The sequence below is a fragment of the Bradyrhizobium sp. 1200_D9_N1_1 genome (assembly GCF_052075915.1).
GTDB lineage: Bacteria > Pseudomonadota > Alphaproteobacteria > Rhizobiales > Xanthobacteraceae > Bradyrhizobium > Bradyrhizobium diazoefficiens.
This window is the reverse complement of record NZ_CP197226.1, coordinates 4,236,300-4,253,097: the sequence shown is the minus strand read 5'-3', so window position 1 is coordinate 4,253,097 and position 16,798 is coordinate 4,236,300. Positions and strand designations below refer to the sequence as shown.

Annotated in this window: 20 protein-coding genes; 8 read left to right on the top strand and 12 right to left on the bottom strand. The window is 64.0% G+C overall.

Features of this window, described 5'->3' with window-relative positions:
• Positions 1 to 27 precede the first annotated feature (27 nt).
• Positions 28 to 1,044, top strand: coding sequence for a TRAP transporter substrate-binding protein (locus AB5K84_RS20500; protein ID WP_162603571.1), 1,017 nt, complete (start codon positions 28 to 30; stop codon positions 1,042 to 1,044).
• A gap of 70 nt (positions 1,045 to 1,114) precedes the next feature.
• Here the strand turns inward: AB5K84_RS20500 and AB5K84_RS20495 are convergent, their stop codons facing one another.
• The 8 genes from AB5K84_RS20495 to AB5K84_RS20460 form a co-directional block, all read right to left on the bottom strand.
• On the bottom strand, positions 1,115 to 1,315 hold the full coding sequence (locus AB5K84_RS20495; protein WP_011087899.1) for a hypothetical protein: 201 nt from the start codon (positions 1,313 to 1,315) through the stop codon (positions 1,115 to 1,117).
• A gap of 44 nt (positions 1,316 to 1,359) precedes the next feature.
• Positions 1,360 to 1,602, bottom strand: a complete 243-nt coding sequence (locus AB5K84_RS20490; RefSeq protein WP_027548121.1) for a hypothetical protein — start codon at positions 1,600 to 1,602, stop codon at positions 1,360 to 1,362.
• Positions 1,603 to 1,657: 55 nt separating this feature from the next.
• Entirely contained in the window at positions 1,658 to 2,956 is a 1,299-nt protein-coding gene (locus AB5K84_RS20485; RefSeq protein ID WP_110116294.1) for a glycoside hydrolase family 130 protein, read from the bottom strand.
• 34 nt (positions 2,957 to 2,990) lie between these two features.
• Complete coding sequence (locus tag AB5K84_RS20480) at positions 2,991 to 5,276, bottom strand: glycosyltransferase family 4 protein (RefSeq protein ID WP_110116295.1); 2,286 nt, start codon at positions 5,274 to 5,276, stop codon at positions 2,991 to 2,993.
• Positions 5,273 to 6,199 (bottom strand): class I mannose-6-phosphate isomerase, encoded by a 927-nt coding sequence (locus tag AB5K84_RS20475; protein WP_110116296.1) that lies wholly within the window; start codon positions 6,197 to 6,199, stop codon positions 5,273 to 5,275. The genes AB5K84_RS20480 and AB5K84_RS20475 overlap by 4 nt, the downstream gene beginning before the upstream one ends.
• 10 nt (positions 6,200 to 6,209) lie before the next feature.
• Positions 6,210 to 6,581, bottom strand: coding sequence for a hypothetical protein (locus AB5K84_RS20470; protein ID WP_011087904.1), 372 nt, complete (start codon positions 6,579 to 6,581; stop codon positions 6,210 to 6,212).
• 75 nt (positions 6,582 to 6,656) lie between these two features.
• Positions 6,657 to 6,905: a hypothetical protein gene (locus AB5K84_RS20465; protein ID WP_028171546.1), complete on the bottom strand. Its 249-nt coding sequence runs from the start codon at positions 6,903 to 6,905 to the stop codon at positions 6,657 to 6,659.
• Positions 6,906 to 6,992: 87 nt separating this feature from the next.
• Complete coding sequence (locus AB5K84_RS20460; RefSeq protein ID WP_135177275.1) at positions 6,993 to 7,187, bottom strand: hypothetical protein; 195 nt, start codon at positions 7,185 to 7,187, stop codon at positions 6,993 to 6,995.
• 163 nt (positions 7,188 to 7,350) lie between these two features.
• Here AB5K84_RS20460 and AB5K84_RS20455 point away from each other — a divergent pair, with 163 nt between their 5' ends.
• The 7 genes from AB5K84_RS20455 (at position 7,351) to AB5K84_RS20425 (ending at position 12,543) form a co-directional block, all read left to right on the top strand.
• Entirely contained in the window at positions 7,351 to 7,686 is a 336-nt protein-coding gene (locus tag AB5K84_RS20455; RefSeq protein ID WP_162603572.1) for a hypothetical protein, read from the top strand.
• A 56-nt stretch (positions 7,687 to 7,742) separates the two neighbouring features.
• The gene (locus tag AB5K84_RS20450; RefSeq protein ID WP_028171544.1) at positions 7,743 to 8,381 is read left to right on the top strand and encodes an HAD family hydrolase; all 639 of its coding nucleotides are present in this window, start codon (positions 7,743 to 7,745) and stop codon (positions 8,379 to 8,381) included.
• A 106-nt stretch (positions 8,382 to 8,487) separates the two neighbouring features.
• Positions 8,488 to 8,724: a hypothetical protein gene (locus AB5K84_RS20445; RefSeq protein WP_110116297.1), complete on the top strand. Its 237-nt coding sequence runs from the start codon at positions 8,488 to 8,490 to the stop codon at positions 8,722 to 8,724.
• A 115-nt stretch (positions 8,725 to 8,839) separates the two neighbouring features.
• A complete protein-coding gene (locus tag AB5K84_RS20440; protein ID WP_162603573.1) occupies positions 8,840 to 9,865 on the top strand; it encodes an aldo/keto reductase in 1,026 nt (341 codons plus the stop codon).
• A 251-nt stretch (positions 9,866 to 10,116) separates the two neighbouring features.
• Positions 10,117 to 10,455, top strand: a complete 339-nt coding sequence (locus AB5K84_RS20435) for a c-type cytochrome (protein WP_110116299.1) — start codon at positions 10,117 to 10,119, stop codon at positions 10,453 to 10,455.
• 79 nt (positions 10,456 to 10,534) lie between these two features.
• Positions 10,535 to 11,956, top strand: a complete 1,422-nt coding sequence (locus AB5K84_RS20430) for an MFS transporter (RefSeq protein WP_110116300.1) — start codon at positions 10,535 to 10,537, stop codon at positions 11,954 to 11,956.
• Positions 11,957 to 12,084: 128 nt separating this feature from the next.
• A complete protein-coding gene (locus AB5K84_RS20425; protein ID WP_162603574.1) occupies positions 12,085 to 12,543 on the top strand; it encodes a PEGA domain-containing protein in 459 nt (152 codons plus the stop codon).
• A gap of 70 nt (positions 12,544 to 12,613) precedes the next feature.
• Here the strand turns inward: AB5K84_RS20425 and clpA are convergent, their stop codons facing one another.
• The 4 genes from clpA to AB5K84_RS20405 form a co-directional block, all read right to left on the bottom strand.
• On the bottom strand, positions 12,614 to 15,022 hold the full coding sequence (clpA, locus tag AB5K84_RS20420; RefSeq protein WP_011087911.1) for an ATP-dependent Clp protease ATP-binding subunit ClpA: 2,409 nt from the start codon (positions 15,020 to 15,022) through the stop codon (positions 12,614 to 12,616).
• A 289-nt stretch (positions 15,023 to 15,311) separates the two neighbouring features.
• Entirely contained in the window at positions 15,312 to 15,644 is a 333-nt protein-coding gene (clpS, locus tag AB5K84_RS20415; RefSeq protein ID WP_027548135.1) for an ATP-dependent Clp protease adapter ClpS, read from the bottom strand.
• Between the two features lie 286 nt (positions 15,645 to 15,930).
• Positions 15,931 to 16,254, bottom strand: a complete 324-nt coding sequence (locus AB5K84_RS20410) for a hypothetical protein (RefSeq protein ID WP_162603575.1) — start codon at positions 16,252 to 16,254, stop codon at positions 15,931 to 15,933.
• A gap of 194 nt (positions 16,255 to 16,448) precedes the next feature.
• Positions 16,449 to 16,787, bottom strand: a complete 339-nt coding sequence (locus AB5K84_RS20405) for a phasin family protein (protein ID WP_011087913.1) — start codon at positions 16,785 to 16,787, stop codon at positions 16,449 to 16,451.
• Between the last annotated feature and the right edge of the window lie 11 nt (positions 16,788 to 16,798).

Here is a 16,798-nt window from a genome sequence, read left to right as displayed (position 1 = left end):
TGCCATGGTTCGACGAGTTGCCAGTATATGCTGCCTGCCCTGCTTCTCCCAATGCGTTCCCCCGCCAAACGGATCCGCGCGATCCTTGCCCTCGCCGCCCTGGTCCTGTCCGCCGCGCCGGCCATAGCGCAGGTCAACTGGCGGATGACCACGGAATATCCGCAAAACAACATTTCCGGGATTGGCCTCACCACTTTCGCCGACCGCGTCGCGGTGCGCACTAACGGTTTCGTGACCGTGGCCAACGCCTTCGACAACGAGCTCAAGATCAATTCGGGCGAGATGCCGCGCGCGGCGCTGGACGGCCGGATCGCCGGCGGCGATGCCTTTGCGGGCGCACTGTCCGGCCTCGACCCGGTGCTCGCCCTTTCTACCCTGCCCTTCCTGGTGCAATCGGTCGACGTCGCTCGCGCCACCAATGCGCGGGCACGCCCACTCTACGAAAAGGCGTTCGCCGCCCGCGGTCTCAAGCTGCTCTATCTGACGATCTGGCCGGCGACGGGCCTCTGGTCGGATCATGCGCTCGCAGGCGCCGACGATCTGCCAAAGCTGAACCTGCGGGCCTATGACGCCAGTTCCAGCGCGGTGATGCGCGCGGCCGGGGCCAATGCGCAGTTCCTGCCGATGGACAAAGCGCTCGCCGGATTGAAGGAGCACGAGCTGAACGCGTTCCTCACCTCCGGCGACGGCGGCGCGGGACGCAAGCTCTGGGACTTCCTGCCGCATTTCACGGCCATCAACTATGCGATGCCGATCTCGATCGCCTTCGTCCGCAGCGAGGCGTTCGCGGAGCTGTCCGAGCCGATGCAGCGCGAGGTGATGGCGGCTGCGGCCGAGACCGAGCAGAGCCAGTTCGCGCTGCTGGCCCATCGCACGACCGAGAATTATGCGCGCATGCGCGACAACGGCGTCAACATCGCCGAGCCCGCACCGCCGTCCCTCGTCACCGCACTCCGCAACGCCGCGACGGACGCGATCGCCACCTGGGAGACCCAGGCCGGCGCGGATGCGGCGGCGATCGTCGAATGGGCGAGACAGCAATAAGGGGTCGCAGCCATCGGCATGCGACCGCTCCCCTGCGACGAGATGTCGGCTGATTTCCCGTTGCGCTGCCTCAGTTCTTGACGGGCACCAGGCTTTCGCCGCTGATGGCGCGGTCGAGGGCGTCGATCAGCGCCTGAATCTCGACGAACTTGTTGCGCGCCCGCTCGGCCGTGTCGCGCACAAAGGGAGCGGCCAGCACTTTCGCATGTGCGTCTCTGTCCTCGATCATGCGATCGCGGGCCTTCTTCAGGGTTTCAAGTCGCTCGCTCATGTAGGCTCCTCTGAAAAATATCTTCTCGATCGCAACCAGGGACTTTAGTCGAAGCCGGCCGGAAGCTCGCCTTTCCGGAAAAACACCGTCGGCTCATCGTCATAGTCACCCATTTCGGCATCGCCGCTGGACGAGAACGCAACGACGCCGAGCTTGCTCAAGGCCAGTCTCTCCGCCGTTCGCAGCGCGCCGCTCTCCGATTTGCAGACGATCGGAGAGTCGGCCTTGAGATTCCCGCCCTTGCCGGCATTGAACGCCTGCACGACGTAGGTTGTTTGGCGAACCATGACGGCTCCTCTGACCCTGTTGGCAAACGGAAGTGACGTCAACGACTGCGAACGCTCAGCGTCGCATCGCATCCATGAGCGCGGAAATCCTGATCGTTGCGAAACTGGAGAAGGTGTCCGACACGGCATATGGCAGGATGATCTGGTCATTGTGCCTCATCGCGCCGCAGGTATAGACGACGTTGGGGACATACCCTTCGCGCTCGGACGGTTCAGGCCGCAACAGCGGCTCGCTCGAACGCGCCAGCACCCTGGATGGATCGTGCTTGTCGAGCAGCGCCGCTCCGATCGAGTATTTCCGGATAGGGCCGACACCATGCGTCAGCAGCAGCCAGCCTTCGTCGAGTTCGATCGGCGACCCACAATTGCCGATCTGGACGAACTCCCAGGGAAACTGCGGTTTCAGAAGGGCCCGGCCGCCTTCCCATGTGGAGAGGTCGTCCGAATAGACCAGATACAGGTTCTCATTGTCCTGTCGCGCGATCATGGCATAGCTGCCGCCGATCTTGCGCGGGAACAGCGCCATGCCCTTGTTGTGGGCCGCAGCGCCCCGCAAAGGCGTCAGTCGAAACGACATGAAATCGCTGGTCTCGATCAATTCGGACCGGATCGCCCGCCCGCTGTAGGCCGTGTAGGTCGCGTAATAGGTCTTCCGATCGCCGTCGCTGAATTGGACAAAGCGCGCATCCTCGATGCCGTTCGATTGGGATTCGGTCACGGGAAAGATGACACGCTCGCTGAGATCTTCCTCGGGCCTGAACGTCAGCTCGACCCGGTCGCCGTCCGGGCCGGATGCGCGATGGCTGATCCGCGGGACCGAGGCAAGGCGAGCCGTCGGATCGACGGTCAGGCTCCCGTCAGCCGCGATCGTTCCGGTTCGAAACGTCAGCGACGACACATGCCCTTCGCCGATCGCCCGGAGACTGAGGATGAAGCGTTTGCCGCCCTCCGGGCTACCGGATTGATCGGGGTGCGGTACGATGCTCGGATTGAACAAGGCTGAGGCCTCGAACGAATACTCGCTGAGAAAATAGGCGCCGATCAGCTGGCGCTGGGCTTTCGAGAAGATACCATGCGTTGCGAAAGCATCCTCCATATCGTCGGCGCGGGCCTCGAACCTCTCCAGGAGGTTCCGATGTCGGCCCTCGAAATTATCGAGGACGTCCGCGAGCTGGGCCGCAACGGCTTCCGAATTAAGTGCGAGAACCCGCTCGACGATATGATTTGCGCGCATCTTGTCGGTCGGATTGAGATCGCGCGGTTCGGTCGCCGGCTTGAACGGCCGCACGATGACCCGCGCTGGATCGGGGCGCAGATGAAGTCCCTGCCGGTTCAGGAAGGAAGGTTGTGACACGGTATCCTCGGCTCGCTGGATAAGAGGGTGAAGTTCAGGCGCCAACGGCGCGCAACGCGATCGGCCTTGTCAGGCTCGCGTTGACGCGCGCAAGCTGACGCATCTCGGCAAGGCCGAGGAGATAGCAAACGACCGACTCGCCCCCGCGGTTTTCGTTGGCGCGATCGGGGTGCAAGCCATCGCGGCAACTGCCGGTGAGCGGATCGACCAGCGCCACCGAGAGATCATTGCTGCCGAGAAACCAGGCGAAGGCTCGCGTTGCCATGGCCTTCCATTCGGCATCGCCATCCGCACGCCACGCCGTGAGGCAGGCCGCAATCGTCGCCGTTGCTTCCACCGGCTGCTGGTCGAAGGCACGGGGATGCTGCCGCTGCTCGCCGAAGCCAGAGGTGCCGACCGGCCGGAATTGACCTGCCGCGGTCGTCTGTTGCGTCATGAGCCAGCGCAACGACCGCAATCCCGCATCGATATATTGAGGCGTTTGCGTCGCCATGCCCGCGAGCATCAGGGCCTGCGGCAATCGCGCGTTGTCATAGGCCAGCCCCTCCTCGAACCACACCCAGTCCGGCGTCTCCACCGACGCCAGACAGGACATCAACCTGTCGGCAAGGGAATGCCGGACTTCCCTGGCATGGAGATCGTCCGGCGCCACGGAGCAGTAGGCGTCCAAACCCAGCAGCATGAAGGCCCACGCGCGGGGCGAACGAAAGCTCTCCGCGATCGACAATGCCTGCGCGAACAAGGCCGCAGCCCACCGGCGCCGCGCCGGGCTCGCGTCCGTGCGCGCCGCCTCACCCAAGGCCCAGAGGGTTCGCCCGTGACTGTCCTCGGAGCCCCTGTCTTCAAGCCAGGTGCGATTGAAGCCCATGAAGTTGCGAAACTGCCCGGTGTCGGGGTTCCACGCGTGCTGCACAAAGGCGGCAAAGCGGGCCGTCAGGACCTCCGACAGCGGTTGCTCGCCCGGATTGTTGAGGGCGCAGGCCAGCAGCAACGCCCTGGCGTTGTCGTCGACGCAATAGCCGTGTGCGCGATCGGGCACCGAGTGCACCGCATGCTGGAGCAGGCCGACATCGTCGCACATCGACAGGAAGTGGCCGATCTGCATATCCGGCGGCGCGGGGCCACGCAGTCCCGGCAAGCCCATGTCGGAGCGCGCAAACACCCTGGGCCGGTGACCGTGCCGTGCCGTCTCGAAGACCGACATGTAACGCTCGGCCGTGCATTCCCACGTCATCATTCGGCTCGCGGCATAGGCGCGCCGAGACATCGCCTGCCGTCGCACGTCGTCGGTGAGCAAGTTTGCGATTTCGCCGCCGATCGCGGCGGCATCGCCGAACGGCACCAGGACTCCGCATCCCTCAGTGAGCAACTCGCGGGCGTGCCAGTAAGGCGTCGAGACCACCGGCTTCCCCAGTCCAAAGCTGTAGGCCAGGGTTCCCGACGTCATCTGGGCCTCGTTGAGATAGGGCGTGACATAGACGTCGCACATCGAAATGAATTCGAGCAACGTGGCCAGATCGACGAACCGATCGAGGAACACCACGTGATCCTGGATGCCAAGTTCACGCACCCGCTCCATCAGGCCCTCGCGATAGGCCTCGCCCTGGTCTCGAACCAGATTCGGGTGCGTTGCGCCGAGCACGACGTAGACTGCGTCCGTGCAGCGCTTCATGATCGACGGCATGGCGTCGATCATGACCTCGATGCCCTTGTTGGGCGATAGCAGGCCGAAGGTCAGAATGACCGACTTTCCCGCAAATCCGAGCCTGGCTTTCGCTGCGTCGGACCCGACGAATGCGACATCGGGAATGCCGTGCGCAATTACCTCGATCTTGTCGTCCGGCACCAGGTAGACGTCACGCAACAGCTCCCGGCCCTTGTTGGCCATCACCACGACCTTCGACGACGCGTCGACGATACGCTCCACGACGGCGCGTTGCTTGGCCGTCGGACGCGCCAGCACGGTATGGAACGTCGTCACGACCGGCATGGTGAGGCGCGACAACAGCACCAGGATATGGGCGCCGGCCTCACCGCCGAAAATCCCGAATTCGTGCTGGAGGCACACGATGTCGAACCGGCCGGCATTGAGGAAATCAGCGGCGCGCATGTAGTCGTCGATATGGCCGTCCTTGATCTGAAAAGCGACCGCCGGAGGATAGTCGTAGGCCTGACCGGGATCGGTCATCGCCACGATGCTGGTCTCCAGATCCGCACGCGACATCGAGATCGCCTTGTGCAAGTCGGTCGTGAAGGTTGCAATTCCGCATCGGCGAGGCAGCGAGTTGCCGATGACGGCGATACGGTGGAGCGGCGTCATGTCGGTACCTCGATGATTTCACTTGATGTCGGCGCCTGGGCGGCGGCGGAATTTTTCGTCAGTCCCGTACAATCCTGCAGCAAGGATGCGATGGGATCCGGTCCCGGATAGGCGAGCAGGATGCTCATCCCGCTCGGGCCAATGTCGATGCCGGCGCTGTCGGCCTCAATGAAGATGGCCTCTCCGACGGTCACGTTCGCCCGTCCGATGCGCCCCTTCCCGTCGATGACGAGGAGCCAGGCTTCCAGATCGGTATCGAGCTCCCAATGCGAATTGGCTTGAAGATCGATCCGCTCGAGAACGAAAGGCGAGCTCGCGACGAGAACCGTACGACCGTCGGTGAGACGCCGCGGAGGCAATTGCGTTGGCGACGGCCGGGCATCGGAGGCGGCCACGGCACTGTCCTCATGCAGCTCGCGCTGCCGGCCAAAATCGAACAGACGGAACGTCGTATCGCTCTGCTGCTGAATCTCGGCGAGCACGATATTGGCGCCGATGGCGTGGATCGTGCCGCCGGGAACGAAGATGACGTCGCCTGGCGCGGCAGGACGCCATTGCACTTGGCCCGCAATCGAGCCGTCCCTGATTGCCGCGCGCAATGCCTGCGGCGTGAGTTTCCGCTTCAACCCCAGCGCAACCCGCGCGCCCGGCGGCGCCGACAGGATGTACCACGCCTCGGTCTTCCCGTTCGGCAAGCCGATGGCGTGTGCGAATTCGTCATTCGGGTGAACCTGGATCGACAAGGGCTGGCTGGTGAACAGCAGCTTGAGCAGGAGCGCCGGGCTGGGCGCACGCTTGTCGATACGCCCAAGCCGCAACTCACCGACCGGATCAGCCGAAGCGTCGATGCTGCTCCAGGGACGCAGATCGACGCGGCCCCAGGGTTTGCGGGCGATCTCGACGGCGGCATGCTCGATGGTCATCCTGACCGGCTCAAGCCAGCCGATGGAATGCCGGCGGCAACGGCTCGCGCACGAGCTCGCTCAGATCAAGGGCCTCACCACTTTCCTCAATGTCCGAGACCAGAACCTCGACAAACGGGTGTTGGCGGTTGAGCGTGACTCCAAGCTGGTACTTTGCACTGACGATGCGCTCGATCGACGCAAGATTCAGTTTGCCGAGCGCATTGTACTGACCACGGAACAGGCTTTGTTTGCCGACACGATGCGCGACCGAGGCGACCCAGATATCCATCACCTTGCGGCCAATGAACGCCTCGACCGGCTCAGCGCCATCCCGCGCGCTCAGTCGCAGCCCGTCCATGGTATGTGGCCCGTCATCGACGCCAAATTGTGTAAGTGACATGACAGATCCTCCCGTTAATGGCGCTTGTTCACGCCGTCAGCCCGCTGCCACGCCCGCGCTGCCTGGTTACAAGCCTCAACAACCGCGACAGATATTCTTCAGCTTCGCCGCGGTTCGAGCCTCTTCCGCAACGAATGGATCCTTGTATGGGGCCCGAGATATGTCGATTTCCACGGCAATGGACTTCTTCACCTTCGGAGGAAACGCGGCGTCGTAACAGGCGAGCCGTCCGCTCGTGCTTTCGATCTCGCGGCAGTCAGATTCACCGGCGATAGCGCCTTGCGCGAATGCGCCGAGCGTCAATACGACAAGGAGCGTTTTCATCCAGATACCTTTCCGGGGCGGCGTTCACACGAGGCATTCTCTTGCGATGGACCCGGGCGCGCCATGTGACGAACCGCAGGCGTCACCTCATGCCTCGAACTGGTCGAACTCATCGGAGAGCAGAATCCGGCCTTGCGGTGTGCATATCCGCACGTCGAGATAGCCTTCCTGCAACAGCTCCCTCGCCTTCTTCAAAGCGGCAGCCGTTGTGGTGCGACCCAAGCTGACGTAGCCGCTTTGATCGCGCGCGCTCACCAGATATTGCAGTGGCGTCCTATCCACGCAGAAAAGCCGCCGCAGCCACCAGAAGCAGTAGAAACATCGGGACGATCACTGGCGGCACGATCCAGTCGGCCAGACGAAATCGAGGCATGCACGCTCTTCCTCGTTCGGCGGGAGCGCTCGTGACCCTCAGTCACCGATGGAAGCCGTGGGAAGGGCGGTGATGACGCGACTCTACGCTTACGTCCCGCCAATAGCGAGCTTTATAACGGGGCGCGACTTCAGCGAACGCGATTTCGACGGACCAACCATTTCGAATTGTCTGAAATGCCGCGACAACAAGACGGCTGGCGGCGCCGGATCCGAGATTGCTCCTGATTCCTCGCCAAATCTGTCCGCGAGCGCCGCCTTCCTGAACCTCTCCGCAGCCTGTGCCGACCGACGCATACCGGGGGATTGCATTGTCCGGAACAAGCTCAGCGCCGCCAGGCATTATTCAGCTTGGTCGCGCTGCATTCTGATCGTCGAATGCGCACGACGGCATGATGCAGGGTCTTGACTTGAGGCCTGATCCAATTAGCAACGGGCGGCAGTCTCCACGCCGGTTCCGCATTGATGATGACAATCTATTTCGATCTCGACGGCACCCTGACTAACCCGAAGCCTGGGATCACCCGCTCGATCCAATATGCGCTTGAGCGCTTGAACCTTGCGGTGCCGAGCGAGGACAAGCTGACCTGGTGCATCGGGCCTCCGCTGCATGCCAGCCTGAAAAAGCTGACGGGCACCGACGAGCTCGCCGACCGGGCGCTGCTGCTCTATCGTGAGCGCTTTGCCGATATCGGCCTGTTCGAAAACGAGGCCTATGCCGGCATCACGGACACCTTGGCGACGCTGGCCGCGACAACACCGCGCATGTTCGTCGCCACCAGCAAGCCCGCGGTCTACGCCACGCGCATCGTCGATCATTTCGGCCTGAAGCCCTATTTCGAACGCGTGTTCGGCTCCGAGCTCGACGGCACACGCGTCGACAAGCGCGACCTGCTCCGCTACGCCCTCGACGAAGCCAGGGTCGATCCCACCAGTGCGATCATGATCGGCGACCGCAGCCATGACGTGGTCGGCGCCCGGACCAACGGCATGACCGCGATCGGCGTGCTCTATGGCTATGGCAGCGAGGCCGAGCTGCGGGACGCCGGCGCGCATCACATCTGTGCCGCGCATCCGGACTTGCTCGGCCATTGCCTGGCGTAGGACGCCCATCCCGGTCCGCCATCACCGCAAGCCTTCGTCCTGAGCGAAGGCAGCGCTCGGCAATTCCAGATTGTCTTGGTTGGCAGCCTGCATCAGGCTGGCACGCATGAGGACTCACGCCACGACAAGCGGATCCGAGCTGTTGCTGGGCATGATCGCGATCCGGCTCGCGGCGCTGGTCGTGGTGGGCTGGAGCCTTGCGTTCCTGCCGCGGCAGGCGCGCACCGTTGAGCTCGCCTGCACGCCCTCTGTCGCAGCAGCAATCAAGACGCAGGCTTCAGTGGAAACCGTCGGCCCGCGCGTCGTCGATGCCGCGTTCGACGACATGCTTCGGCACGACTAGAGCGTTCCCGAGCAAGGCCGGTATGTGACTGCGCGATAGGACAAGGCGCTCGCTTGCGCTAACTTCGGCGCCAAGGCCGCATCGATCAACCAGCGGCCAGCCGAGGAGCATATCGATGGAATACCGACGCTTGGGCCGGTCAGGCCTCATGGTGCCCGCTCTGAGTCTTGGAACCGGCACCTTCGGCGGCGTCGGCCGCCTCGCTGCGTGGGGCACCACGGACGCGAGCGAAGCCCGCCGCCTTCTCGATATCTGTCTCGAGGCCGGCGTGTCGATGTTCGACACCGCCGACGTCTATTCGCTCGGCGAGTCCGAGCGTGTTCTCGGCGAAGCCATCAAGGGCCGCCGCGACAAGGTTTTGGTCTCGACCAAGGCGACGTTCCGCTTCGGCGACGGGCCCAACGATATCGGCTCGTCACGGCAGCATCTGCTCGCGGCCATCGACGGCTCGCTCGCCCGGCTCGGCACCGACTACATCGACCTGTTCCAGCTCCATGGCTTCGACGCCTTCACCCCGCCTGAAGAGGTGCTCGCCACCCTCGACGTGCTCGTGCGCGCCGGCAAGATCCGCTATGTCGGCGTTTCGAACTTTTCAGGCTGGCACCTGATGAAGTCGCTCTCCGTCGCCGACAAGCACGGCTTCCCGCGCTACGTCGCCAATCAGACCTACTATTCATTGATCGGCCGCGACTATGAGTGGGAGCTGATGCCGCTCGGCCTCGACCAGGGGATCGGCGCCGTGGTCTGGTCGCCGCTCGGATGGGGACGCCTCACTGGAAAGATCCGCCGGGGGCAGCCGAAGCCCGAGGTCAGCCGCCTGCCCAAGACTGCCGATTTCGGCCCGCCCGTGCCGGACGAGCACGTCTATCGTGTGGTCGACGCGATCGACGAGGTCGCCAGGGAGACGGGAAAGAGCGTCTCGCAGATTGCGCTGAACTGGCTGCTCCAGCGTCCGACGGTCTCGACGCTGATCATCGGCGCGCGCAACGAGACGCAGCTGCGCGAAAATCTCGGCGCGGTCGGCTGGTCGTTGACCAAGGACCAGATCGCAAAGCTCGATGCCGCGAGCAAGGTGACGCTGCCCTATCCCTACTGGCACCAGCGCACGACCTTCACCGACCGCAATCCGCCGGCGGTGTAGCGCGCCCGGGCTTGAGCTGCATCAAGCCCGCTCGCGTCGGCCGTGGCATCGTACGGTCCTCGCGAGGCTTCCGATGCGCCGATTTGCCATGAAGGCCCTGTTTACGGCCCTCACTTTCAGAAAGGGTGAGAGAGAGAGGATCGATTGGGATCGCCGCATTCTGATCTTCTCGACAGTGGTAACGATCGTTTTGATCGCACTCTACGTCTGGGGCAAGGCAAACTCGCGCTGAGAATGACGGGGAATGCTCGATGAAGAGGTTCGTGCCGGCCCTGCTGGCCGTTGCCGTGCTATGGAGCACCGGCAGTCAAGCCATGGACTTCGAGCAGCGGCACGCTGAAGCACTGTTGCAGCGGATGTGCTCGCGGTGTCACGCGGTCGGGAAGACCGGCACGAGCCCGAACAAGGTGGCGCCGCCGTTTCGCCGCCTCGGCGAGAACAAGCTCTACGATCCCGATTTCATGCAGCGCCTTCAGGACGGCTACAGCAGCATTCACCGCTTCATGCCGACGTTTCGATTCGGCCGCGACGACGCCGAGGCCGTGGTAAACTACCTCAGAGCGATTCAGGAGCCGCAGAAGCCGAAATAGCCATCGGCTTTGGCTGGAACCATCCCGGGTCGGCTCAAGTTGCGAACGAGCAACTGCGCCTCAACCGAACACGATTACCATGTCGTCCGCCCCAACAGTGCATGCCGACGGCCTGCCGCAGCCCCAGCGCAACCAGGCGATCCTGACCATTGCGCTCGGCATCATCATGGCGGTGGTCGACAGCGCCATCGCCAACGTCGCGCTGCCGACGATCGCGACCGACCTCGACGCGAGCCCGGCCTTCTCGATCTGGATCGTCAACGGCTACCAGCTCGCGATCACCATCTCGCTGCTGCCTCTGGCTTCGCTCGGCGAGATCGTCGGTTATCGCCGCGTCTATCTGGTCGGGCTCGTGCTGTTCACGCTCGCATCCGCCTTCTGCGCGCTGGCGCATACGCTGCCGCTGCTGACGGTCGCACGCATCGTCCAGGGCTTTGGCGCGGCCGGCATCATGAGCGTCAACGCGGCGCTGGTGCGCTTCACCTATCCGCGCAGTCTGCTCGGCCGCGGCATCGGGCTCAATGCGCTTGTCGTCGCTTGCTCGGCCGCGGTCGGCCCGACGCTCGCGGCCGGAATCCTCGCGGTCGGAAGCTGGCCCTGGCTGTTCGCCATCAACGTCCCGCTCGGCGCGGTGACGCTGGTGCTCGGCCTGCGCAGCCTGCCGCACACCAAGCCCGCGAGCCATTCCTTCGACTGGCAGAGCGCTGGTCTCTCCGCGATCACCTTTGGCGTCGGCATTGCCGCGATCGACAGTGTCGGCCATGGCGAGGCCGCGCTCACCTGCCTCGTCCAGTTCGCCATCGCTCTCGTCGCCGGTGCGCTGCTGATCTACCGCGAGACACACATGGCCTCGCCGCTGCTGCCGGTCGACCTCTTGCGCATCCCGGTGTTCGCACTGTCGATCGCGACCTCGATCGCATCGTTCTGCGGGCAGATGCTGGCCTTCGTCGCGATCCCGTTCTATCTCCAGAGCCGCTTCGGCTATTCCGCCGTGCATATGGGCCTCTTGATCACGCCGTGGCCGATCGCCATCGCCTTCGCGGCCCCCCTCGCCGGCCGCCTGGTCGAGCATTATCCGGCGGGCCTGCTCGGCGGCATCGGGCTCACGCTGTTCGCCTGCGGGCTCGGCGCGCTCGCCCTCCTGCCCGCCGCGCCAACGCCGCTCGACGTGATCTGGCGGATGGCGCTGGCCGGCGCCGGCTTCGGCCTGTTCCAGACCCCCAACAACCGCACCATGATCGCAGCCGCCCCGCGCGAGCGCGCCGGCGGCGCCAGCGGCATGCTGGGCACGGCGCGGCTGCTCGGCCAGACCACGGGCGCGGCGCTGGTGGCGCTGTTCCTCGGCCTCTATCCACTTGACGGAACCCGAGTCGCGCTCCTCGCTGGCGTCGGATTTGCGCTCTGCGGCGCGGTCCTGAGCATGCTGCGGCTCTCGCCCGCAGGCGCGCGCGGCGCCGAGCATGTCCGCGTGCAGGACGACCAGCGCCTGCGCGGCGAATAGGACCGGCCCACGCCCAGGTCCGCGCTCCTTCTCCACACAACCGGTGCGTGGCTTAACTATCTGGACCAATGACGTATTGCCCTCCCGCTCCGGTTGCGGTTCACTGCGGCCGGGACAAGGGGCATTTCATGCGATCATTTGGAATTGTGGCGCTCAGCGTCATGCTGGGCGGCTGCGCGTCCGTCACGCGCGGCACGACCGAGAATATCAGCATTTCATCGACACCTTCAGGCGTTGAAGCCGTCGTCAGCGGAATGGAGGTTCCGACCACCTGTACGACGCCCTGCTCCGTGGTCGTCAAGCGGAACGCCGACATCTCCATCACCTTCCAGAAGGACGGCTACGAGCCGCAGATCGTGCCGCTCAGCCGCGACATACAGACCGGCGGCGCCGCCGGCTTTGCCGGCAATCTCTTGCTGGGCGGTGTCGTCGGCATGGGGGTCGATGCCGCGACGGGCGCGGCAACCGATCACAAGCCGAATCCGGTCATCGTCACGATGCAGCCGTCCGCTCCCGCCCGCGCACGGCCACCCGCGCCGAAGAAACCGCGGCCGCCTGCGGCACCTGCGCCTGACACCGGCACTTAAAGCCCCGCACTGCGGCACAAACAAAAAGGCCGGCTGAACAGCCGGCCTTTTCGATTTCATCACGCGCCGATCAAGCCTTGACCAGCGGCCCCTTGGAGGTCGGCCCCTTCGAGCCGCCGGGGCCGCCCGGCTTGGGCTTGCCCGGCGGGCGCTTGCGGGCGCCGGGCAGCTTTTCCTGCTTCGGCGTGACCGGGCCTTCGACGAACTCGAAGCCGATCTTCTCCTTGGTCTCGTCGGCCTCGTCCTTGACCAGGACGACGCGGACGTGGCCACCGCTCTTGAGCTTGCCGAACAGCACCTCGTCGGCCAGCGGCTTCTTGATGTGCTCCTGGATCACGCGGGCCATCGGCCGCGCGCCCATCTGCTCGTCATAGCCGTGCTGAACCAGCCAGGCCTTGGCGGGCTCGGACAGCTCGATGGTGACGTCGCGGTCGCCGAGCTGAGCCTCGAGCTGGAGCACGAACTTCTCGACCACCGTGCCGATCACCTCGACGCTAAGATGGCTGAACGAGACGATGGCATCGAGGCGGTTGCGGAATTCCGGCGCGAACTGCCGGTTGATCGCCTCGTGGTCGTCGCCTTCCCGCTTCGAGCGGGTGAAGCCAAACGCCTGCTTGGCCAGATCCGAAGCACCCGCATTCGTGGTCATGATCAGGATCACGTTGCGGAAATTGACCTGCTTGCCGTTGTGGTCGGTGAGCCGGCCGTGATCCATGATCTGGAGCAGCACGTTGTAGAGGTCGGGATGTGCCTTCTCGATCTCGTCGAGCAGCACCACGCAATGCGGATGCTGGTCGACGCCGTCGGTGAGCAGGCCGCCCTGGTCGAAGCCGACATAGCCCGGAGGCGCGCCGATCAGGCGCGACACGGTATGCCGCTCCATGTATTCGGACATGTCGAAGCGCAGCAGCTCGACGCCGAGCGACGCCGCGAGCTGCTTTGCGACCTCGGTCTTGCCGACGCCGGTGGGCCCGGAGAACAGGTAGCAGCCGATTGGCTTCTCCGGCTCGCGCAGGCCGGCACGCGCCAGCTTGATCGAAGCGGCGAGCGACTCGATCGCCTTGTCCTGGCCGAACACGGTGCGCTTCAGCGTCTGCTCGAGATGCTTGAGCACCTCGGCATCGTCCTTCGACACGCTCTTGGGCGGGATCCGCGCCATCGAGGCGATCGTGGTTTCGATCTCCTTGATGCCGATGGTCTTCTTGCGCTTGTTCTCGGCGACCAGCATCTGCGCCGCACCGGATTCGTCGATCACGTCGATCGCCTTGTCGGGCAGCTTGCGGTCGTGGATGTAGCGCGAGGAGAGCTGGACCGCAGCCTCGATCGCCTCATTGGTGTACTTCAGCCGGTGGTAGTCCTCGAAATACGGCTTGAGGCCCTTGAGGATCGCGATCGCGTCCTCCACCGTCGGCTCGTTGATGTCGATCTTCTGGAAGCGCCGCACCAGCGCGCGGTCCTTCTCGAAGTGCTGGCGGTATTCCTTGTAGGTGGTCGAGCCCATGCAACGGATCGTGCCCGAGGCAAGCGCCGGCTTGAGCAGGTTCGAGGCATCCATCGCCCCGCCCGACGTCGCGCCCGCACCGATCACGGTGTGGATCTCGTCGATGAACAGGATGGCGTTGGGATGCGCCTCGAGCTCCTTCAGCACCTGCTTCAGGCGCTCCTCGAAGTCGCCGCGATAGCGCGTGCCCGCAAGCAGCGTACCCATGTCCAGCGAGAACACGGTGGCAGCCGCCAGCACCTCGGGCACCTCGCTGTCGACGATGCGCTTGGCGAGGCCCTCCGCGATCGCGGTCTTGCCGACGCCGGCTTCGCCCACGAACAGCGGGTTGTTCTTCTGCCGGCGGCACAGCACCTGGATCGCGCGGTTGATCTCGGAATTGCGTCCGATCACCGGATCGATCTTGCCGTCGCGCGCCTTCTTGTTGAGGTTGACGCAATAGGTCTCGAGCGCTTCGCCCTTCTTCTTGGCGTCGTCGCTGCCCTTGGTCTCGGTCTCCTCGTCGACGCCGCGCACGGGGCGGGCCTCGGAGACGCCCGGCCGCTTGGCGATGCCGTGGCTGATGTAGTTGACGGCGTCGTAGCGCGTCATGTCCTGCTCTTGCAGGAAGTACGCGGCGTGGCTCTCGCGCTCGGCGAAGATCGCGATCAGCACGTTGGCACCGGTCACCTCTTCGCGACCGGAGGATTGCACGTGGATCACCGCGCGCTGGATCACGCGCTGGAAACCGGCGGTCGGCTTGGCATCGTCGGCGCCATCCGTCACCAGGTTCTCGAATTCGGTCTCAAGATAGTTGACGAGGCTCGTGCGGAGCTTGTCGAGATCGACGCTACAGGCGCGCATGACGGCGGCTGCATCGGAGTCGTCGATCAGGGAGAGCAAGAGATGCTCGAGCGTCGCGTATTGGTGATGACGCTCGTTTGCGATCGCCAGCGCACGATGCAGGGATTGTTCAAGGCTTTGAGAAAAAGTCGGCATTCGCGTCCTCTATGGCCCCCACCATCATGATCGTCCTCGCCCGGTCAGGCAACAACAACCTTTGTCACATATAGTTATACAAGACCGCGGCGAAAGACCGGTTCCGCGACTCGGCAGCTAGCCGCCTGCGGTATTTTTCGATGCAAAACCCGTTCCGATTTTGGCGGGATCGGCGCCGGTGCAGAATTCCGTAGTTTTGCCGGCTGCGATGGAGATCGCGCGCAGGCATCACGCGGCGATCACACTGCGACATACACAAGAGCCGGCTACGAACGCGCCGTGGGGTGACTTATTTCTTTTCCATCACGCATTGCAGCGGATGCTGGTGCTTGCGGGCGAAGTCCATCACCTGCGTCACCTTGGTTTCGGCGATCTCGTAGGTGAACACGCCACACTCGCCGATACCGTGATGATGGACGTGCAGCATGATCTTGGTCGCCGCCTCGACGTCCTTCTGGAAGAACTTCTCCAGCACGTGGACCACGAACTCCATCGGCGTGTAGTCGTCGTTCAGGATCAGAACGCGATACAGGTTCGGCCGCTTGGTCTTCGGCTTGACCTTGGTGATGACGGAGGTGTTCGGACCCGTCGGGCTGCCGGAACGGTTCTCGTCGTTGCTCATCCGGGGAGCGCGGGCGGCGGCGGCCGCAGACAGGTCAAGGCTGGAAGTCAATTGCGACATGGCTCAGGCGTTCAAATTCCCCACGGAAGCGTATGACGGCCCGCCGCGCGGCCCCGCCTTTCGGAGCTTCGCACTGGCGCACCGCGTTATTGGATCGCCGCTTCCAACCGGTCCGGTCCAAACCAGATCGATTGCAGGAATATGGGCTTGCCCCCGCCTCGCCGCAAGCGCGCAAAAGTCCGGCTATGGCGGGCCCGATTCCCGATCCGGGCGATCCTGACCAAGGTTAATCAATCCGGACCGGTTTGACAAAAATTTCCGCCGCGCCGGTCCAGAACAGGTTGACCAGGAACCTAGCCGTTAACGCGACCACGACGGTTTCGCGCGGGATCGTCTCCGGTCTTCTACGGTACCTGCTGTTCAATCGCTTGGCGCGAAATCGGGCAAAATCGCAAATTTCTAGGACGGCCGTGCTTCGTCCGCCCTGCCCTGTGTCAGCCGCATCGCTCGACGCGTCCGGCACCATCATCACCTCGCAGATCAGCAGCAAGGCGCGGACCCAATTCAACGCGCTGTTCATTCGTGCTGTGCGCATCGAGCGGGTGAGCATCCGATCCACACCATGCAGGCGAACACCGGCAGCGCCCTGCCCCCAAGCGTGCTGCAATATCGCGCGAGCAGCACCGGCAAATTCTGCTTGGTCACGCCGGCGACCCGACCGCGCGCTGGGACGGATCCGTCGCGACAACAAAAAAGCCCGGCTGGTTCAGCCGGGCTTCTTGCTTCCAGGATGTCCGGGAAAAGTTAGTTGGCGGCCGGGGTGAACTTCGACACGATGGTCTCGACCGGCTTGAACGCCTGCTTGGCGAGGTCGCTGTAGAGGCCGGCAATCTTCTGCGATTCCGCGACGAAGGTCTCGTAGGCGGAACGGGCGAAGTCGGTCTGCGCTTCCATCGCCTTGTCCAGCGACTTCACGCCGGAAAGCTTCTCGACGAAGGACTTGGTGTCTTCGAAAGATTTCTTGGTGTAGTCGCCGTAGGCGCTGGCGATTGCCTGGAGGCCGTGCTGCACCGAGGTCGCGGAGGCGACGCACTGCTCGAACTGCTCTTTCCCGTAGCTCTGAAAGTCTTCAACCTTGAACATTTCGGAATCCT